This is a genomic window from Sphingomonas sp. Leaf20 (assembly GCF_001421535.1).
GTDB lineage: Bacteria > Pseudomonadota > Alphaproteobacteria > Sphingomonadales > Sphingomonadaceae > Sphingomonas.
Map to the genome: position 1 here is coordinate 991,831 of NZ_LMKN01000001.1, position 20,605 is coordinate 1,012,435.

Genomic DNA, 20,605 nt, shown 5'->3' on the forward strand with positions numbered 1-20,605 from the left:
ACGGCGATCGGCCCGTATCGAACGTCGCCGTCCGGGAATTGCCCGGATAGTCCTCGCCCCCCGGATCGTGCAGACGGGGGCTGATGACGACGCTTGCCCGGCCCTTTGCACTGCCCCGCCCCTCTTCACGTCTTGCCGTGATCGTGCCGACGGCGGCGGACCTGCCCTGGCTCGCCGGATATGCGGTCGCGTTCTGGGTCGCGCATTACGTCGCCGCGGAATGGGGCGGCCGTGGCTTTTATTCGCTGCTCTACCCTGCGGCGGGGTTGCGCATGGCGTTGCTCTGGCGGCGCGGGCCGCGACTGGTCTTGGGCGTTGCCGCCACCGAAGTCGCCGTCCAGTTCGTCACCGGGATCATCGATCCGCTGTCGGCGGGCTTCGCCACGCAGCTCGGCGGCGTCGTGCGGCCCGCGCTTGCCTATGCGCTGGTCGTCCTGCTCGTGCGCCGGATGACCGATCATGCAACGACCAGCCTGAGCGTCGCACCGATGCCGCTCGGGCTCGCGTCGGTCGGTGCACCGGTTGCGGCGGCGATGGCCGCGCTGCCCTGGTCGCTGTGGCGCCCCGATCTCACCGGTGTATCGGGGATGCGCGAAGTCATCGCGTCGCTGACCGGGTTCATCGTCGGCGATCTGCTTGGCGTGCTGCTGCTGACGCCGCCGCTGCTGTGGCTCGCCGAACTCGCGAGCGGCAGCGCGTCGCGCCCCGCCCGGCCCAACATCGCGGGCGTGATCGAGGCGGTGCTCGTGCTGCTGTTCTCCTTCGCGAGCGAGGTCCTGCTCGCGTCGATCGGGCTGGGTACGCCACATACCCCGCTGCTCCTTGCGGTGGCGTGGATCGGGCTGCGGTTCGGCCGTACCGCGAGCTGGCTCGCGATCGTCGCGGTCGCGGCGATGACGCTGCCGCAGACGGCGATGCCGATGCGCGTCGATGCGCGACTTGCACTGCACATGAGCCTCGCCTCGATCATGGTCGTCGGGTACCTCGCCGGCAGCTTCGCGGATGCACAGGCGCGGACGCGCAGCGATCTGCAGCGCCGCGACCGGCTGTTGTTCCAGGCCGAGCGGTTGAAGACACTGCGCGCGATGTCGGTCGCGGTCATCCACGAGATCAGCCAGCCGCTGTCGACCCTCGCGATCGAAGCCAAGCACCTGCACGAGATCACCGTATCCGCCGATGTCGAGATCGCCAGCACCGCCGCGCTGATCGATCGCAAGGCAGCGGCGCTCTCCACGCTCGTACGCCGGCTTCGGCGCTTCGGCGGGCGCACGGTCGACAAGCCGACGCCGCTTCCGCTTGCGACGTTGATCGCCACGGCCGCCGCGCTCGCGGAGCCCGAAGCGCGGTCGCACGACGTCACGCTGACGATCGAACCCGTCGCCCCGGACCTCGTCGTGCTTGCGCAGGAAGTCGAGCTTGCACAGGCGATCGTCAATCTGGTGCGCAACGCGGTACAGGCCAGCGGCGACGGTCGTGTATCGCTCGCAGCGACGCAGGTCGGTGACCAGGCACGCATCGTCGTGACCAACCGATGCCGGCGCAATCGCCCCGATCAAGCCGGCATGGGGGTCGGCGTGCTGGTCGCGCGCGCGATCGTCGAGGCGCATGGCGGCAGCCTCGCGCGCGTCGGTGACGATATCGGCGAAGCGCGTGCGACGATTCTGCTGCCGCTGATCGGAGAGCCGCAATGACCGTGAGCGACGCACTGTCTGGCACCGTCTATGTGGTCGACGACGACGATGATCTGGGCGCCACGGTCGCGCGGTTGCTGTGCCGGCACGGACATGTCGCCGAATCGTTTCTCGACCCGGTCGCGCTGCTTGACCTTTATCCCCAGGCGCCCGCGCACTGCGTGGTGACCGACGTGATGATGGGCGACATCGACGGGTTCGATTTCGCCGATCGCGTCCGGGCACTCGATGCTGCGGTCGCGATCGTGTTCATGACCGCATGGCCGACCACCGCAAACGCGGTGGATTCGGTACGGCGCTACGGGGGCCTCGACTATCTGGAGAAGCCGCTCGACGAGGCCCGGCTTCTCGCCGCGGTCGCCGAGGGTGTCGCGTGGTCGCGTGCGCAACGCACCGCGATCGCGCGCACCGCAACGCTCACCCCGCGGCAGCGCCAGGTGTTCGATCTGCTCGTGAAGGGGCACAACAACCAGGCTATCGCCGCTGCGCTCGACATCAGTCCGAAGACCGTGGAGGACCACCGCGCCGCCATCGTCGCGAAGACGGGTGCGAACGGCATCGCCCAATTGATCGCGCTCGCCCGATGACCGTCGATCGCCACAGCCCGGCCGCAGGCCCGGACAGGCGGCGCGTGGGCATCGACGCCCGGTCGATCACGCCTGCAGAAACCGGATCGGATGTGTCGTGGCGGCGCTGAAGGAACTGTCGATACCGTGCCGGATCAACGTCGGCGGCAAATGGTCGAGCGGGTGCATTCACGACGTGTCCGACCATGGCCTGTTGCTGTCGAGCATCGCCCCGCCGCCGATCGGCACCTATGTCGACATCCGGCGCGGGACGCTGATCATCATCGGCCGCGTGATCTGGGTTGGCGGCAACCGCTTCGGCGTTCGCATGCAGGATCCCGTCGGTCTTGCCACGCTGCTGAGCGAACCCGTCCTCAACCGCCGCCCCGCAGCAGCCGAACGACGTAGCGAAACGCGCGACACCACCGTGCGTCGCACGGCCGAACAGGCGGATCGCAACCGTCGATTGTCCTCGACGTTTCAGTTCGCATGCCTCGTGATCATCGGACTCGGGGCCGCATGCTTTGCCGCGATGCAGTGCTACACGCTGCTCTCCAAGCCGCTGGTCGCGGTTACCGGCCTGCTTGCGCGGTCGGCGGCGTGATGCCGCAAACACTGAACGTAACGGGAACGAACGGCCTTGCGACGGCACCGCTTGCGGACTAGGACCCGCCCAGAAAGCGGGCAATCGCTTCGGCGGACATCAAACGGAACGCAAGGTGCAGAGGTAAGTCGTGGTGACGGACGAGGATCGAAATTACTATGAACGGCGCGCCGAGCGGGAAATCGCCATGGCCGCCGCGACCGACGATCCGAATGCGTGCGCGAGCCACTACGCGCTGGCCAACATGTATCTCGCGCTGGCGTTCGACGAGGAGCCCTGCGTAACGGGGTGACGTCGCGATCGATCGGCCCTCAGCCGCGCAGCGCGCCCGGCCGGAATGACCGTGGGGTCGCCGGGACCTCCGCTTCCTCGCCACGATCGAACAGATGCTCGAGCATCGCGGCCATTGCGGTCAGACCGGTGTCGGTCAGCGTGACGTGAACGCGGCGATGGTCCTTCGGATCAGCATGCCGCGCAAGCAGCGCCGCCTGCTGAAGCCGGTCGATACGCCGCATCGCGCTTGCCGGACTTTCCCCCGAAAGGAGAATCAGATCCTTGACGCAGAGCCGCTCGCCGGTGCCGGCGGCGATGAACAGGTCGATCATCATGTCCCACGCCGGATCGACCAGCAGGTCCTGTGGCAGGAACGCGCTCATCGTCGCACGCAGCCGACGCGCCTGGCGTGCCCGCGCGAGCAGGACCGGCGGGATCTGCGGGCGGTTCGTCCCTTGATCGGGATTGTGGAGGCGGCGTTCGCTGTCGGTCATCGTTCGCGCAACGCCTCCTGTGCCCGGTTCAGCGGTTTGAGCAGATACTGGAGCACGGTCTTGCTGCCCGTGTGGATATCGACGGTCGCAACCATGCCCGGCGTGATCGCGAACTGCCGGCCCGACTTGCTGGTCAGCGAATCCGCCTTGGTTCGCACGAAGACCCGGTAATACAGGATGTCGGGCTTCACCTCGTCGCGGATCGTGTCGGGCGAGATGCTCGCGACGGTGCCGGCAAGACCGCCATAGATCGAATAATCATACGCAGTGACCTTCACGCTTGCGGGTTGGCCGGGACGGATGAAGGCGATGTCGCGCGGCTGGATGCGCGCCTCGATCAGCAGGCGCTCGTCGAGCGGGACGATCTCCATCAACTTGCCGTTGGGCGGGACAACGCCGCCGACGGTCGAGACCTCGATGTTCTTGACGACGCCGCGCACCGGCGACCGGAAGGTCAGCCGTGACAGCGTATCCGACCGGCCGCGGACGACGGGGGCAAGCGAATCGACCTGCTCGGTGACCTTGGCAAAGTCCTGCCGCGCCTCGACCATGTATTGCGATCGCAGGTCGGCCTTTTTGAGTTCGAGCTCGGCGCGCTGGCGTTGCAGCCGGAGCACCTCGACGTTGCTCGCCGCACCGACCGCGATCAGCGACTGGCCGATGGCCACCTCGCGCCCGATCAGCGACAGGCTCTGGTCGATCAGCTGCAGCGAGGATTGAAGGCTGCGGCGACGGGTCTCGTACAGCCGGGTCTCCGCCGCCTTGAGATCGGGGAAGCGATCGAGTTCGGCGGAGAAGGTCAGCGAGGTTCCGTTCGCCTCCGCCTGGAGCCGCGCCGCGCTGGCGAGTGCCGCGCGATATTTCGCCGCACTCTCCTCGACGGTCGAGCCCGCCTGGGTCGGATCGAGCTGCGCCAGCAACTGTCCGGGCTTGACGATATCGTCCTGTCGCACCGACAGCTTGGTCAGGATGCCCCCCTCGAGCGACTGGATGACCTGTTCGCGGCTGGTCGGCACGACGCGCGCCTCGCCGGTCGCGACCTCGTCGAGCGCCGCGAACCAGGCCCAGGCGAGCGCCGCGACGAACAGAGCGGCCAGGATCCACACGAGCCGCGTCGCGGTCGTGAGCCGTGTCTCGCCCTCTCCCCCGAACAGATGGTCGTCGTCGATCGCGACCCCGGTCATGCCGCCGCACTCCGCGTTCCGCGCATCTTCGCGAGAATCTGGTCCCTGGGTCCGTCGAGAATCACCGCGCCATTGTCGATGACGATGATCCGGTCGACGATGTCGAGCATCCGCATCCGGTGCGTCGCCACGACGAGAGTCCGCGTGCAGCTCCAGGCACCGAGCTGCTCGATGAAATGTCGCTCCGTCCCCTCGTCCATCGACGCGGTCGGTTCGTCGAGCAGCGCGATCGTCGGCTGGCGGAGCAGCATCCGCGCGAGCAGCAGCGCCTGGATCTGGCCACCCGACAGCCCCCGCCCGCCCTCCTGCACGACATGGCCGAGCCCGTCGCGCAGACGCCTGACCATCGCGCTCGCACCGACCATCGCGAGGCACTGGACGATCTCGGTGTCGGAGGCGGCGGGCGCCCCGAGCGTGAGGTTCTCGCGCAGCGTGCCGTGGAACAGGCGGCTGTGCTGCGTGAGCAGGCCGATGTCGCGGCGAACGTCCGCGGGGTCGACCTGGTGCAGCGCGAGCCCGTCGATCAGCACTTCACCCGAGACGGGCTGGAGCATACCCGACAACCCCTGAAGCAGCGTCGACTTGCCCGCGCCGTTACGCCCGAGCAACGCGATCCGCTCGCCGGCGGTGATGTCCAGACTGGCGACGGTCAGCGCTGGCGGCGCATTGGGATCGGCATAGGTGAACACCGCCGACCGCAACGTGAAGTCGCCCGTCGCCGCAGGCAGCGGGATACGATGATCCGCGTCCGCGCTGTCGACGGGAAGCGCCATGATCTGGTTGAGGCTGCCCATCGCGACCTTCGCGTGCTGGAACCGGCTGAGCAACTGCGTCACCTGCGCCATCGGCGCCATCATCCGCGAACCCAGGATCGAGGTCGCGACGAGCACGCCGGTGGTGATGTCGCCCGCGATGACCAGCGGCGCGCCGACGAAGATGATCGCGGCATAGACGCCGTTCTGCACGCTCTGCGTCCAGACCGAGAGGCCATTGGTGAGCCCGCGCAGACGCAGCTGCGCCTCTCCGGCGACTGCGTTGTAATGGTTCCACTGATGATGGAAGCGGTCTTCGGCCTGCAGCGCCTTGACGTCCTCGATCCCCTGCACCGCCTCGACGAGCATCGCGTTGCGCAGCGAGGATTCGCGCATCGATTCGGTCGCGAGCATGCGCAATCGGCGCTGCGCGAGAAGGCCGGGGAGCAGGAGCAGTATCAGCGCGGCAAGCGGCACGAGCGCGAGCGCACCGCCGACATACCAGAGCACGCCGAGGAACAGCAAGAAGAACGGCAGGTCCGCCACCGTCGCCACCGTCGTCGACGTCAGCATGTCGCGGACCTGGTCGAGGTCGCGAAGCTGCGCGATGAAGGTCCCGGTCGAGGCCGGACGGGCGCGGTTGCGAACGCGCAGCGCATGGCCGAACACGCGGTCCGAGATGCGCAGGTCCGCGCGCTTGCCAAGCACATCGACGATATCGGTGCGCAGACGCCGCAACACGAAATCGAACCCGATCGCGATCAGGACGCCGACGAACAGGATGGTGAGCGTCGGGATCGACCCCGCCGGTACGACCCGGTCATAGACCTGCATCGAGAACAGCACGCCCGCCAGCCCGAGGCAGTTCGTCACCACCGACGCCACCATGACATGCGCATAGGAGCCGGCATCGGCCATCAAAATGTCGCGAAGCCAGTGATCCTCGAACGGGCGGATATAGGCGTCGACGCGTGCGTCCGGCGCCGAGCGCGACGGACGCGGGACGACGAAGCTGGTCGCCCCGTCAAGCACCGCGTCGAGCGACAGCCGCGCCTGCCCGCCGCGATCGCCGGGCATCGCCAGCCGCGCGCACCCATCCGCGTCGATCCCCTCGATCAGCGCGATCTCGCCGTCGTTGAGGCGCACGATGGCCGGCAGGCGCCAGCTGGTCAGCCGCATCGCGTTCGACGGCACGAACTGGACGCCGAGCCCCGTCGCGCGGGCAAGCGTCCGGATCCGCGCCTCGTCATCGCCGCCGAGATCCCATTGCGCCGCCAGCCGCGCGCGCTGCTCGGACACCGGCAGGCGGTAATGGCGCGCGACCCGGCCAAGCAGATCGAGCCAGCCCTCGAGCGCGGGCACGCTTGCCAGTTGCGTGCTCACAGCATCACCCCGCGCACCGACGTGCCGGACAGATGGAAGGCGTCGCGCATCCGTCCGGACAGGAAAAGGCAATCCACCTGGAGCCGGCGCAGATTCTGCCGGATGTTCACCGCCTCGAAGCGGACCTGCTGCAACTCCTGTTCGGCGTTGAGCAGGTCGACGAGCGTGCGGGTGCCCATTTCGAGATACTGGATCCGATACAGACGCCCCGTCTCGCGCATGTTGCCCTCGCGCGATTCGAGCGTCGCGACGACCTGCGACAGGCTGTCGATCTGCTGGCGGGCTTCGGCGAAGCGCTGGCTGTTCTCGTTGCGTATCCGCTTGGTCGCGGCCTGCGCGGCTTCGAGCTCGTACGACGCGCCGCGGACGCGCGCGCGCGTGATGCCGCCGCCGAAGATGTTGCTGGAGACGCGCAATCCGAAATTGAAGATTCCCCGGTCGCCGAACGGTGCGGTGATGTCGGTCGACGCATCCCCGCCCAGCGATACGGTCGGGTAGCGATCTGCCCGGCTGCGGCGCAGCGCCGCGACCGCGCGCTCGGCCTGTGCGTCCGCAGCCATCACCGACGGTACCGCATCCCAGACCGGCGCAGGGCCCGCGCAACTGCGCATCAGCCAGTCGGGCACCTCGCCCGACACCGACGGCGGCGGCGTGGTGCGCCCGAGCAGGAAGGCCAGGTTGCTCGCCCAGCGCCGCTCGGCGGCCTCCGCCGTCGCGACGTTGGCGACCGCCGCCTCGACCCGCGCCTGTGCCTGCAGCGCGTCGGAGCGCGTCGCCGCACCGAGCGCGGCGCGCTTGCCGACCAGGTCGCCGATCTCCTCGACCCGCTGCGCCTGTTCGCGCGCGATGTCGCGCTGCGCCGCCGCGCGTTGATACTCGATGATGGCATAGCCCGTGTCGCGGATGAGCGCGTCGACCGCGAGCAGCATCTCGGCACGGCCGATCCGCGTACCTGCATTCGCCCCCGCGATCTCGCTCGAGACCTTGCCGAAGTCGAACAGCATCTGCGACGCGCCGACCTGCGGCCGTGGACGCAGGGTCCCCGACACCCGGCTGTCATAGCCGCTGCCAACGCCCGCGCTGATCGTGGGAAGATACCCGGCCCGCGCCGCCTTCACGTCCTCGCCCCGCGCCGCCAGCATCCCCGCCGCCTCGATCAGCGACGGATGCCATTCGACCGCCTCGCGCGCAGCGCCTTCCAGCGTCACCGGCGATGCATCCGCCGCACGCCCTGCCGCGCACGGTGTGGCAACCAGCAGGATACTGAGAACAAACGGCATTGCGCCGGCAAGATTCGGGTTGATCACGATATCTCTGTCCCTTTCATGCCGACCAGAAAGGGACAGAGATCATTAACAAATCTTATAAAGTCTATCGACGATAAGATCCTGAATTGGGTCTATATTCTCCCGAGTTTGGACTTTTATACGACATGATTGGTGACAGTTCCGTTCTGGTCCTGATCGGGCAACGTCGCGAGGAAGCTGAACGGGTCCTCGACCACCGGGAGCATCGTGTTTTCGACCGCAGCCGGATGAACGAATTCGGCTGTATCGCTTGCCGGATCAGCCTGTGGTTCTGTCAGATAGTGCGACAGCACGTCCTCCAATTCGCCTTTCCCCTCAAACAGATCATAGGCGGCCAGGCCGATTGCGGCGCCGTCGGGCGTCACGATCGCTGATTCGCCGCTGTCGAGCGTCAGCGCGTCCAGCGGGATCGCGCCGTCCTCGCCCGCGGCGAATGCGGCGAACAGCGTTGCCGGCACGGGGGCAACCGCAGGACCGTCCGCCGGCACGTCGATCGTCACCGTCAATACCGCGCTGGAAGCGACCCCGTTGGGCTGGACGAGCTGGTAGGTGAAGCTGTCCGTGAGATCGACCGCCGAATAGCCGAGCGACGCGCTTGGCTGATAGACATAGCCCCCCGTCTCGTTGACGGTCAGCGTCCCATATACGCCGGTCAGCGTGACGGGTGTTGCGCCGATCTCCGTAAAGCCCCCACCCGCATCGACGCGGATCGCGGCGAACGCCGTGTTCGCGCTGTCATTGGCGAGCAGATTGCCCGTCGCCGTTTCGGCACTCGCCAGCGTGAACTGATCGAGGAAGGTCGTGCTCGAACCGAGCGACACGTTCGTCGTGAAACTGCCCAGCGACAGCGTGCTCTGGCTCGCGACGGTATAGGTGTACGCGCCGCTCGGAAGATCGTCGAAGGTGAACGTCGATGTGCCCAGAAGACCGTTCGCCACTGCGGTCGCCGATGCCGTTCGCACGGTCGCGCCGCTCGAATTGCGGATCGTGACCGTATATTGCGGCAGCACGCTAAGCCCGAGACCCGCCTGACGATCCGCAACGATCGTGATGTCGCTCGACGTGTTCGGGGCGACGGCGAAGCTGCCGCTGCGCGAACCGGTAAGCCCGGCAGAGAAAGAGAACGCCTGCGCCGGCGGCAATGTTGTCACCACATTCTGGAACGTGACGTCGGCGAACGCCTGGTCCGCGACCGCGACCGGCGTGCCGCCGATGTCCGGGCTGCCGATCGTGATCGACAGATTGGCACTCGCACGCTCCCCGTCGGTCGGATCGATGAGCGTATAGGTGAAGACATCGGTCTTCCCGATCGTCGCGACATCCGCGGTCGGCGCATAGCTGTAGCTGCCATCGCGGTTCATCGTCAGCGTTCCCCAGGCACCAGTGACCGTGCTGCCGTCGGGCGCGAGTTCGGTCGTGACGCCGTTGACGGTCACGCTGACCACGCGGGTACCCGGACCGACGATGTCGAGCTCACCGCCCGGTCCCGCCTCGGTGATGACGTTGCCCGTCGCAGGGATCGGGGCAGCGCCCGCGACCGCGGTGAAATTCGAGTCGACACCCGTCACGTTCAGCGCGCTCAGCAAGGCGACACCCGCGGCCCCGCCCTGCACCGTCGCGAAGGCGCGATACTCGCCCGGCCCCAGCGTATTGGTCGCGACGAGATCGCCGTTGATCACGTTGATCTCGAGCAGCGATGCCGCACCGGTCCCGTTGACCGAGACCCAGCGACCGTTTTCGAGCCGCTGGACCGCGACCACATAGGACCCCGCGACTTCGATGTCGGCCACGGTGCCGAAGGTGAATACGGCATCGAGGCTGTGCCCCTGCTGGACGCTGAACCGGACGTTGCCCGTCGTCAGTACTTCGGCCTGCAGGTTGACGACGTTCAGCGAGACCAACGCCAGATAGTCCGCCTGGCCGAGGTTCACCGCGGTCGTGGCCGGCAACAGGTCGACCGCCGCGGTATCGACATTGTCGAATGCCGAGATATCGAACGGTGCGACGATCGTCGACGGCAACGACACGTTCCCGGCGAGATCGGCCTGCGTGACGCTCAGCGTCGCGCCCGCAGTCTGTGCCGGGACAAGACCGACGGCGAAGCTGCCATCCGCGTTGACGGTCGTGCTGCCGAGCAGCGTGGCGTCAGGCGCGCGGACCTCGACGCGCGCACCGGCTTCGCCACGGCCCGTCAGCGCCGCGCCATCGTCCGCGATGACCGTCACGGTCGGCGGCGGCGGCGCGGTGAGATCGGGAGCGGCCGCGGTCGTGCTGCCCGAGATGTTCCCGGCCCCGTCGCTCTGCGTCGCGACGACGGTCTCGCCGTTACGCTGGGCGGTTGCGAGCGTCACGACATAGGCACCTGCGGTGCTGACCACCGCCGTACCGAGCACGACGCCGCCAGACGAGGTGATCGTGACGGTTGCGCCCGGCTCGCCGCTGCCGACGACGACAGTTCCCTCGCTGCCGACGACGGCGGCCGGCGCAGCGGGCGCGGTCGTGTCGGGGGCGACGGCGGGAATGCTCGGCGAAAAATTGCCGGCGATGTCCGCCTGGACGACGCCGAGCAGTTCGCCGTTGCGCTGCGGCGGATCGAGCGGTGCCGCGTAGCTGCCATCGGCAGCGACGATCGCGGTGCCCAGCACAAGGCCAGCGGCGTTGGTGACGGTAATCGTCGAACCCACGATCCCGATCCCGACCGCAGCGGTGCCGTCTGCGGTGATGCTCGCCGTCGGCGCCAGTGGCGCGGTGCCGTCCGGGGCAATCGGCGTGGCGGGCAACGAGACGTTGCGCGCGCTATCGGTCAACGTCACGCTCAGCGTCTGGCCATCGATCTGCGGAGATGACAGCGCAACCGCATATGTCCCCCCGGCCCCCACGGTCGCCGTGCCGAGCGTTCCGCCGCCAGCGCCGGTGACCGTCACCGTCGTCCCGGGCTCGCCACGGCCTGTAACGAACGTCCCGTCCGCGGACACGATGGCGACTGGGACGTCGGGGGCGGTCGTATCCGGCGCGAACACCGACGTTGTCGGCGACGCATTCCCGTTCAGGTCACGCTGGCTGGCGCTGAGCAATTCACCATCGGTCTGCGGGGGTGACAGCGTCACCGTATAGCTGCCATCGATCGCAACGACCTGGCTTCCCAGCAGCAAGCCGTCGGCATCGCGGATCGTCACCGTCGCACCCGCTTCGCCGACACCCGTCACGCTTGCGCCGTCGATCGCGACAATTGCCGTCGGCGCCGCCGGGGGCGTGACATCGGGTGCCGTGACCGGCGTGTCGGGCGACACATTGCCCGCCGGATCGCGCTGGCTGACGAGCAACGCCTGACCATCGGATTGCACCGAGCCCAGCGCGATGGAATAGCTGCTGTCCGCGGCGACGACACCGCTGCCCAGCGGCACGCCGCCGATCCCTCTGACCGTTACCGTGGCCCCAGGCTCGCCGACGCCCTGGACCGTCGCTCCATCCGTCGTGATAAACGCGGTTGGTGCGGCCGGCGCGGTCGTGTCGGGCGCGGCATCAAACGCGGCCACCGACACGTTGCCGGTCGCATCGGCCTGCGTCACCGACAGGATTTGGCCATCGAGACGCGGCGGCGAAAGCGCGAAGGTAAAGCTGCCGTCGCCGGCCGCCACGACGCTGCCGATCACGCTGCCATCCGGGTTGCGCAACGTCACCGTCGCGCCTGCCTCGCCGACACCGCTGGCCGAGGCGCCGTCGTTCGCGACGATGAGCGTCGGGACCGGAGGCGCGGTGAGATCGGGTGCAACCGCGACCGCGGGCGGCGAGATATTGCCACCGCCATCGGTCTGCGTCGCCGTCAGCCGTTCACCGTCCAGCAATGGTGGATCGAGTCTCGCGCTAAAGCTGCCATCGTCCGCAACCACCGCGACGCCGACGACTCCGCCTGCCGCGTTGGTGACGACGATCCGCGCGCCGACTTCACCGGTACCGACGACGCTGGCGCCGTCCTGCGTGACCGTCGCCGTGGGTGCAGCGGGGACCGTGAGATCGGGTGCGACGATGATCGCGGCTGCCGAAACATTGCCCGCCGGATCCGCCTGGGTGACGGTGATTGTCTCGCCGTTGACCTGCGCGGGGCTCAGCGTGGCGGCGAAACTGCCATCGCCGGCAACTTGCGTCACGACGGTGACAGCCCCCACGACGATGGTCACGCTTGCCCCGGCCTCGCCGGTTCCGGTGACCGTAATGCCGTCATTCGCGATCTGCACCACCGGAGCCGCGGGCGCGGTGATGTCGGGCGCCACGAGCGGAACCGCTGCGGAGGCATTACCGGCGGCATCCGCCTGAACGACGCTGAGCGTACCGCCATTCGCCTGCGCCGGCGTCAGCGTCGCGGTAAAGCTGCCATCGATCGCAACCGTTGCCGTGCCGATCACCACGTTCGCCGCATCGCGCACCGTCACCGTCGCGCCAGCCTCGCCCGTACCCGTCACGACGCTGCCGTCGCCGCCGATCTGCACGACGGGTGCCGCGGGCACGGTGAAGTCGGGTGCGCGCAATGCGATCGGTTGCGACGCGTTGCCCGCCACGTCGATCTGCGCGACCGACAGCGCCTCGCCATCGATCTGGATCGTGGTCAACGTCGCTGCATAGGCACCGTTGGCACCGACCGTCGCGGTGCCGACCAGCGTGGTATCGGCCGCCCGGATCGTGATCGTCGCGCCGGGCTCGCCGGTGCCGGTGACGACCGCACCCGTATTGTCGATCGCCGCCGTCGGTGCGGCTGGCGCGGTCAGGTCGGGGGCGATCGCGGTCGCAGGCGGCGACACGTCGCCATCGGCGTCGGTCTGCGTCACGCGCACGATCTCGCCGTCGATCCGCGCGGGGTTCAGCGCTACCGCATAACGCCCGTCCGGGTTTGCGACACCCGTCCCGATCTGGGTACCCGTCGCATCATAGACCGTGATCGCGGCGCCGGCGATCGCTGCGCCGCCGACCGATGCGCCATCGCTACCCACCGTTGCGGTCGGCGCGTCGGGGGCCGTGTCCGCCACCAGATCGGGGGCGACCGCCGACGCAATCGGCGAGACATTGCCGGCAGCGTCGGTCTGGCGAACGACGAGCACCTCCCCGTCGATCTGCGCGGGTGTCACCGCGACCGAGTAGCTGCCGTCGGCGTTGACGATCGCGGTGCCGACGACGCCCCCGAGAGGCGTGCGGACGACGACGGTCGCGCCCGGTTCGCCGGTCCCCGTCACCGTGCCGCCATCGGCACCGACCTGCGCGATCGGTGCGCCCGGTGCGGTGATGTCCGGTGCGGTAAGGCCGGTGGCGGGCGACAGATTCCCCGCGGCATCGCGCTGCGCCACGCTCAGGGCTTGGCTGTCGATCTGCGGCGTCGACAGCGTGATGCTGTAATTGCCCTGCGCGGTGACGATCGCCGAGCCGAGCAGCGTTCCCGCGCCGTCGACGACGGTGACGCGCGCGCCGATCTCGCCCGTTCCCGTGACCACCGCACCGCTGGGGTCGAGGGTCGCACCGGGGGCCGGCGGCGCGGTGATGTCGGGCGCGGTCAGCGGCAACGGCGCCGACGCATTGCCCGCGGCATCGGTCTGGACGACGCGCAGTGCCTCCCCATTGGCCTGTGCGGGATCGAGCGGGGCCGTGTAGCTGCCGTCGCCGGCGACGACCGCCGTGCCGAGCGTCGCGCCGGTCGCACCGGTGATCAGGATCGCGGCACCGGGCTCGCCGGTTCCGCTGACGCTGGCGCCGTCCCCGGCGATCGTCGCGCTGGGCTGTGCGGGGGCGGTGAAGTCGGGCGCGACCACCGAGGCCGATGCCGAGACGTTGCCCGCGGCATCGACCTGCGACACGCGGACCGTTTCGGCGTTGGTCTGCGCCGGGGTCAGCGTGACCGAATAGCTGCCATCGGCCGCGACGATCGCGGTGCCGATGACGGTGTCGGTGGCGTCGCGGACCGTGATCGTCGCCCCGGGCTCGCCCGTACCCGCCACCGTTCCGCCATCGCCGTCGATCTGCGCCACGGGGAGTGCCGGGGCGGTGATATCGGGCGCCGTGACGACCGTCGCGGGCGAGACGTTGCCGCCCGCGTCGCTGACGGTGACGCTCAGCGTCTCGCCATTGGCCTGTGCCGGCGCGATGCGGACCGTGAACGCGCCATCGGCGCCAGCCGTACCGGTGCCCAGCACGACACCCGACGCATCGCGGACGACGACGCTTGCGCCGGCTTCGCCACCACCCGTCACGGCACCACCATCGGCCGTGACGATGGCCGTCGGTGCGAGCGGTACGGCGAAATCCGGGGTCGCGATCGTCGACGGTGCGGACACGTTGCCCGCGCCGTCCGCCTGGGTCACCGCGACGCTGGTGCCATCGGTCTGCGCAGGCGTCAGCGTCACCGCAAACGCACCGTTCGCGCCGGCCGTCGCGGTACCGATCACGGTCCCGTCGGCGGCACGCACGGTGACGGCGGCGCCGGCCTGCCCCGTCCCGGTGACGACGGAGCCCGTCGCGTCGATGGCAGCGGCGGGCGCGTCGGGCGCGGTCAGGTCGGGTGCGATCGCCGTGACGGGCGGCGAAACCGCGCCATTGCCGTCGGTCTGCGTGACGCGGATCGTCTCGCCATCGGTGCGCGGCGGCGCGAGCGCGATCCCGTATCCCCCGTCGGCACCCGCGACGCCCGTTCCGATCACGACCCCGGCCGCATCGAACACCGTGACGGTCGCACCCGCAGCGGCGGTCCCCGCCACGCTCGATCCATCGGCACCGACGGCGGCGGTCGGCGCATCGGGACCGGCCGTCACGACGAGATCGGGCGCAGCGGCGTCCGCGGGTGGCGACACATTCCCTGCGGCGTCGGCCTGGCGGACGCTCAGCAGCTCGCCATCGATCTGCGCAGGCGACAGCACCGCGACATAGCTGCCATCGGCACCCACGACGGCGCTTCCGACCACCGCGCCAACGGGGCTGCGGATCGTGATCGTCGCGCCCGCTTCGCCGGTGCCCGCGATGCTCGCGCCATCGGCCGCCACGACCCCGGTGGGCGCGGCGGGCGCGGTGATATCCGGCGCGGTCAGCGACGTGCCGGGCGACACATTGCCCGCGGCATCGGTCTGGGTCACGACCACCGCCTGACCGTCCCCCTGCGGCGTCGACAGGATGATGCTGTAGCTCCCGCGGGCATCGACCGTCGCGGTGCCGATCTCGCCGCCGCCCGTGCTGCTGACGGAAATGCGCGCACCTGGCTCGCCCGTCCCGCTCACGACCGACCCGGTCGCATCCAGCGTCGCCACGGGCGCACCGGGCGCGGTCAGATCGGGCGTCGCGACGGTCACGCCAGCCGACGCGTTACCTGCCGCGTCCGTCTGGTTGACGGTCACCGGCGCGCCCGAATCCTGCACCGGCGACAGCAAGGCGCTGTAGGATCCGTCCGCTGCAACCGTCGCGGTGGCGACGACGGCGCCAGCGGCGTCGCTCACGGTGACGCTGGCCCCCGCCTCCCCGGTGCCGGTGATGCTCGCCCCGTCCGCGCCGATCGCAGCGGTGGGTGCGCCTGGCGCGGTGATGTCGGGCGCCGAGACGGTCGTGGGCGCGGAGACATTGCCCGCCGCATCGCTCTGCGTGACCGAAACCGTGCCGCCATTCGCCTGCGCGGGCGTCAGTGTCGCGGTGTAGGTGCCGTCGGTGCCGACGATCGCGGTGGCCACCACCGCACCCGAGGCGTCGCGGATGGTGACGGTCGCACCGGACTCGCCACGCCCCGTGATCCCCGCGCCATCCGCGCCGATTTCTGCCGTGGGTGCCGCGGGGGCCGTCAGGTCGGGCGCCTGCGTCGATGTCGCCGCGGACACGTTGCCCGCAGCGTCGGTCTGCGTGACGACAAGCGGCTCGCCGCCCGTGCGGGGCGGCGACAGCGTGACGGTGAAGGAACCATCCGCCCCGACGACGCCGGTGCCGACGACGACGCCGTCGGTACCGCGCACCTGGACCGTGGCACCGGCCTCGCCGCGCCCGGTGATCTGCGCGCCGTCACCGCGCACGGTCACGCTCGGCCCGGCGGGAGGATCCCGATCGGGCGTCGTGCCGCCGGTTCCCGGCACAGGCTGGCCCGGCGTGGTCCCGCCGGTATCGCCACCGGTATTGCCGCCGGCATCATCGTCGCCGCCGCCACCCGCCGCCGCCGCCGCCGCACCCGCCGCGGCCGCACCACCGAGCAACGCCGCCGGCAGCGCGAGCGACGATCCGCCACCCCCCGCCGCCTGCGCCGCGAGGAGATCGTCAAGGTCCTGCAACGCGGCATAGCGCGGCACGCCCGTGACCGTGCGCGCATGCCAGAGCGTCCCGTCGTTTTCGCGCAGCACGAGGTCGTGGGGGACCGCGGCATCGCCCTCGGGATAGAAGTCGGCGACGCGCATCTGTTCGCCATTGGCCAGCCGCATGACGAGGTCGCTGCCCTGACGCTCCATCGTCGCGATATCGGCGCGGGCCAGATCGAGGCGGACGATGCTCGGCGCAGTCAGGTCGACGACGTCACCCGAAACTTCGGTCACGGCACCAGTCGACTTCAGGATCACTTCGGCGTTCATCGGACTCTCCCCTTTTGGTGCACGATCGTCGGACTGCTCCGCGGCCGCACCGCGCGTCGGCGACGCGCGATCATTCCATTGTCTCGGAACCAGAAACGGGGGTCGCGGACGCCCGGCCGCGTCGATTCCGTTTTCGGAATCAATTCGGTCGGCGCCCGCGTGTCGGGCCGGCGGCGGCAGAGAATATGACGCGGCACAGCGGCTGAGCGCGCCGGGCGATGGCCCGTGCGACGTCGTGCCCGGTTGGCACATGTGCCCGGAATTGCAAAAAAATGGAGAGTTCCGGAGCGGGCGCCGCTCTTGCTACGCGCAGATCGACACTGCTCGGTGGGTTGCGACGACGACCGCTTTGCAAAAGCTGGGGCAACGGGGACGAATGATGGCGAACGCAACACCGATCACGCTCGACGGTAACCTGAACGACTGGGCGCCGGGCGACCGGATCGATCGCGGGCTCGGGACGGGATACGCGATCTACGCGCGGAGCGACGGTGCCGATTTCGCCTTTGCGATGACGGCGCCGACCGCGATCGGCGCGAACACGACCGCCTGGCTCAATACCGATCGCAACGCCGCGACGGGGCATCAGGTATTCGGCTTTGCAGGCGGCGCCGAATACAATGTCAACTTCGCCGCCGACGGGACCGTCTCGCTATACAGCGGCGCCGCGGGCGAAACGCTGGTGGCGAGCGGCCTGAAGGCGGCATGGTCGGCGGACCGCATGACGGTGGAGTTCCGCGTGCCCAAGGTCGCGATCGGCACCCCGCAGGCGATCGATACGATCTACGACGTCAACGACACCGCGTTCCTGCCGGGCAATTATTCGAGCACGCCGTTCACGGTGTTCAACGACACGGGTCTCGTCGCCGACCCCGCGCACCGCGTCGCGATCGTCTGGTCCGAAACCACCGCCAACGCCTATTTCAGCAAGACCGCCTATTCGCAGCTGTTCATGGCGGCACAGAGCCGGGCGATGCAGGCGGGCGTGCCGTTCGACGTGCTCAACGAAAGCGACCTGACCAGTCTGGCGACGCTCGCGAAATACGACACGATCATTTTCCCGTCGTTCCGCAACGTCGATGCGGGCAAGGCCGACCTGATCGCGCAGACGCTCGAACAGGCGACCAGGCAGTTCGGGATCGGGCTGGTCGCGGCGGGCGAGTTCATGACCAACGGCGCGGATAACGCCGCACTCGCCGGCGACTCCTATTCGCGCATGAAGCTGTTGTTCGACGCGACGCGCGTGACCGGCGGTTTCCCGGCCGACGTGACGCTCAAGGCGAGCGACGCGGCGCATCTCGTGCTCGACGGCTATGACGAGGGTCAGGTGATCCGCCAATATAACGGGATCGGCTGGAACGCGTTCACCAGCGTCAGCGGCACGGGGACGACGATCGCGACCGAGACCGTCAACGGCCAGACCTATGCGGCCGCGCTCGCGACGCAGACGGGGGGCCGCAACGTCCTCTTCTCGAGCGAAGCGGTCATGGCCGACGACAACCTGCTGCAAAAGGCGATCGATTATTCGGTCCACGGCAATGGCCTGTCGGTCGGATTGCAGATGACCCGCCAGTCCGGGCTGTTCGCGTCGCGCGTCGACATGGATCAGAGTCAGGAGGCCGCGGAGGTCAATCCGGCGAACAACGCGCCCGGCATCTACGACAAGCTGATGCCCATCCTGACCGAATGGAAGACGGCGTATAATTTCGTCGGCAGCTATTACGTCAATATCGGCAACGACCCCGCAAACGGCCAGTCGACCGACTGGGCGGTGTCGCTGCCCTATTACAAGGCGTTGCTCGACATGGGCAACGAGCTTGGCTCGCACAGCTATACGCATCCGGAGAACACCAACCTGCTGACCGACGCGCAGATCGCGTCCGAGTTCGGCCAGTCGCGCGCCGAGCTCGAGAAACAGCTGAGCGCGTATCTCGGCAAGGCCGTGACGGTCGGCGGCGCAGCAGTGCCCGGCGCGCCCGAGCAGATCGCCACCAGCCAGGAAATCCTGAAATATGTGACGTATCTCAGCGGCGGCTATTCGGGCGTCGGCGCGGGCTATCCCAACGCGATCGGCTATATGACGCCGCAGAACGCCGCGGACGACAAGGTCTATATCGCGCCGAACACGTCGTTCGATTTCTCGCTGATCGAGTTCCAGAAGAAGACGGTGGCCGAGGCGAGCGCGGCCTGGGCGAAGGAATTCAGCGCGCTGACGAGCGGTGCGGACGCGCCCGTGGTGGTATGGCCATGGCATGATTACGGCCCGACGATGTGGACCAGCGACGGCACCGTCAGCCCCTATGCCAAGCAGATGTTCACCGACTTCATCGCGCGTGCCGCCGGAGCCGGGCTTGAGTTCGTGACGCTCGCGGATCTCGCGACCCGGGTCAGCGCGTTCCAGGACGCGACGATCACCTCGGCCGTTGCCGGCAACACGATAACGGCGACGGTCGGTGCGACCACGGGCACCTTCTCGCTCGACATCGACGGACAGGCGAGCGGACAGGTGATCCGGAACGTCGCGGGCTGGTACGCCTATGACGCCGACACGGTGTTCCTCCCCAGGACCGGCGGGACCTATGCGATCACGATGGGCGCGGTCGCCGACGACGTGACCCACATCACCGCGCTGCCGATGCGCGCGACGCTGGAAACGCTCAGCGGCGACGGACGCGATCTGGCGTTCACCGTCGAGGGCGAAGGCAAGGTGACGGTCGATCTCAAGGCGCCGGGCACCGACTGGACGACCGTCACCGGCGCGACCATCGCCAGCCAGATCGGCGAGATCCTGACGATCGACCTCGGCGCGATCGGCGTCCATGCCGTCAGGATCGGGCATCAGGCCAATGTCGGCCCGGCGATCACGTCGTTCGGCGGCGGCACGACGGGGATGCTGTCGATCGCCGAGAACGGCACCGCGCTGACGACGATCGCCGCGACCGACGCCAATATCGCACTGGGCGATTCGATCCGATACTCGATCGCCACGGGCGGCGACGGCGCCAATTTCTCGATTGATGCGACCACCGGCGTACTGAAGTTCGCGACCGCGCCCGATTTCGAGACGCCGACCGACGCGAACCGTGACAACATCTATGCGGTGACGGTGGTCGCCACCGATACCCGGGGCGCGGTCGACACGCAGATACTGTCGATCGGCGTGACCGACATCGTCGGCATCACCCGGACGGGGACGATCTTTGCCGAGACGATGAACGGCACGGGCGAACAGGACGTGCTCGACGGCAGCTGGGGTAACGACGTGCTGAACGGTCTCGGCGGCAATGATCGCCTGATCGGTGGTCTTGGCAACGACACGCTGAATGGCGGGGCGGGCAACGACACGCTGATCGGCGGCACTGGCCGCGACACCCTCGCCGGGGGTGACGGCAACGACATCCTGACCGGCGGCGACGATCAGGACGTGATGACCGGCGGCGCGGGCGCGGACATCTTCCGGTTCGAGGCGAAGGGCGACAGCCCGGCATCCTCGCTGCGCGACGTGATCAACGATTTCACGGTCGGACAGGACAAGATCGACCTGTCGATGATCGACGCGAACAGCTCGATCTTCGCGCGTGGCGACCAGTCGTTCAACCTGATCGGAATGGGCGCGCGCTTCACCGCGCCGGAACAGCTTCGCTACAGCTATCAGATGATCGGCGGCCGCGAATACACCGTCGTCGAGGGCAATACCGATACCGGGTCCGCAGCCGACTTCTCGATCGCGCTGCTCGGCCACCACTTCCTGAGCGCGAACGATTTCTTCATGTAGCGC

The 20,605-nt window shown here is 68.7% G+C and carries 10 protein-coding genes; 5 read left to right on the plus strand and 5 right to left on the minus strand.

From position 1 onward, the window contains the following. The first annotated feature begins 83 nt into the window (after positions 1-83). The 4 genes from ASE72_RS04540 to ASE72_RS20610 all read left to right on the plus strand — a co-directional run bounded on the left by ASE72_RS04540 (position 84) and on the right by ASE72_RS20610 (position 3,153). A complete protein-coding gene (locus ASE72_RS04540; RefSeq protein ID WP_056017185.1) occupies positions 84-1,691 on the plus strand; it encodes a sensor histidine kinase in 1,608 nt (535 codons plus the stop codon). Beyond that, positions 1,688-2,278, plus strand: coding sequence for a response regulator transcription factor (locus ASE72_RS04545; RefSeq protein ID WP_056017188.1), 591 nt, complete (start codon positions 1,688-1,690; stop codon positions 2,276-2,278). The genes ASE72_RS04540 and ASE72_RS04545 overlap by 4 nt, the downstream gene beginning before the upstream one ends. Positions 2,279-2,375: 97 nt before the next feature. After that, positions 2,376-2,861: a PilZ domain-containing protein gene (locus tag ASE72_RS04550; RefSeq protein ID WP_056017191.1), complete on the plus strand. Its 486-nt coding sequence runs from the start codon at positions 2,376-2,378 to the stop codon at positions 2,859-2,861. A 130-nt stretch (positions 2,862-2,991) separates the two neighbouring features. Beyond that, positions 2,992-3,153 carry a hypothetical protein gene (locus ASE72_RS20610; protein WP_200916158.1) on the plus strand — a complete coding sequence of 54 codons (162 nt, stop codon included), beginning with the start codon at positions 2,992-2,994 and terminating at the stop codon, positions 3,151-3,153. A gap of 19 nt (positions 3,154-3,172) precedes the next feature. Here ASE72_RS20610 and ASE72_RS04555 read toward each other — a convergent pair whose 3' ends face one another. The 5 genes from ASE72_RS04555 to ASE72_RS04575 all read right to left on the minus strand — a co-directional run bounded on the left by ASE72_RS04555 (position 3,173) and on the right by ASE72_RS04575 (position 16,827). Next, a complete protein-coding gene (locus ASE72_RS04555; protein WP_056017194.1) occupies positions 3,173-3,628 on the minus strand; it encodes a MarR family transcriptional regulator in 456 nt (151 codons plus the stop codon). Further along, the gene (locus ASE72_RS04560) at positions 3,625-4,812 is read right to left on the minus strand and encodes an HlyD family type I secretion periplasmic adaptor subunit (protein ID WP_056017197.1); all 1,188 of its coding nucleotides are present in this window, start codon (positions 4,810-4,812) and stop codon (positions 3,625-3,627) included. The genes ASE72_RS04555 and ASE72_RS04560 overlap by 4 nt, the downstream gene beginning before the upstream one ends. Continuing rightward, positions 4,809-6,947, minus strand: a complete 2,139-nt coding sequence (locus ASE72_RS04565; protein WP_056017200.1) for a type I secretion system permease/ATPase — start codon at positions 6,945-6,947, stop codon at positions 4,809-4,811. The genes ASE72_RS04560 and ASE72_RS04565 overlap by 4 nt, the downstream gene beginning before the upstream one ends. Further along, entirely contained in the window at positions 6,944-8,254 is a 1,311-nt protein-coding gene (locus ASE72_RS04570; RefSeq protein WP_235532228.1) for a TolC family protein, read from the minus strand. Before ASE72_RS04570 ends, ASE72_RS04565 begins: the two co-directional genes overlap by 4 nt. A 116-nt stretch (positions 8,255-8,370) precedes the next feature. Beyond that, positions 8,371-16,827, minus strand: coding sequence for a BapA/Bap/LapF family large adhesin (locus tag ASE72_RS04575; RefSeq protein WP_056017205.1), 8,457 nt, complete (start codon positions 16,825-16,827; stop codon positions 8,371-8,373). Between the two features lie 379 nt (positions 16,828-17,206). Here ASE72_RS04575 and ASE72_RS21015 point away from each other — a divergent pair, with 379 nt between their 5' ends. Beyond that, positions 17,207-20,602, plus strand: a complete 3,396-nt coding sequence (locus tag ASE72_RS21015; RefSeq protein WP_082445868.1) for a M10 family metallopeptidase C-terminal domain-containing protein — start codon at positions 17,207-17,209, stop codon at positions 20,600-20,602. Positions 20,603-20,605: the final 3 nt, after the last annotated feature.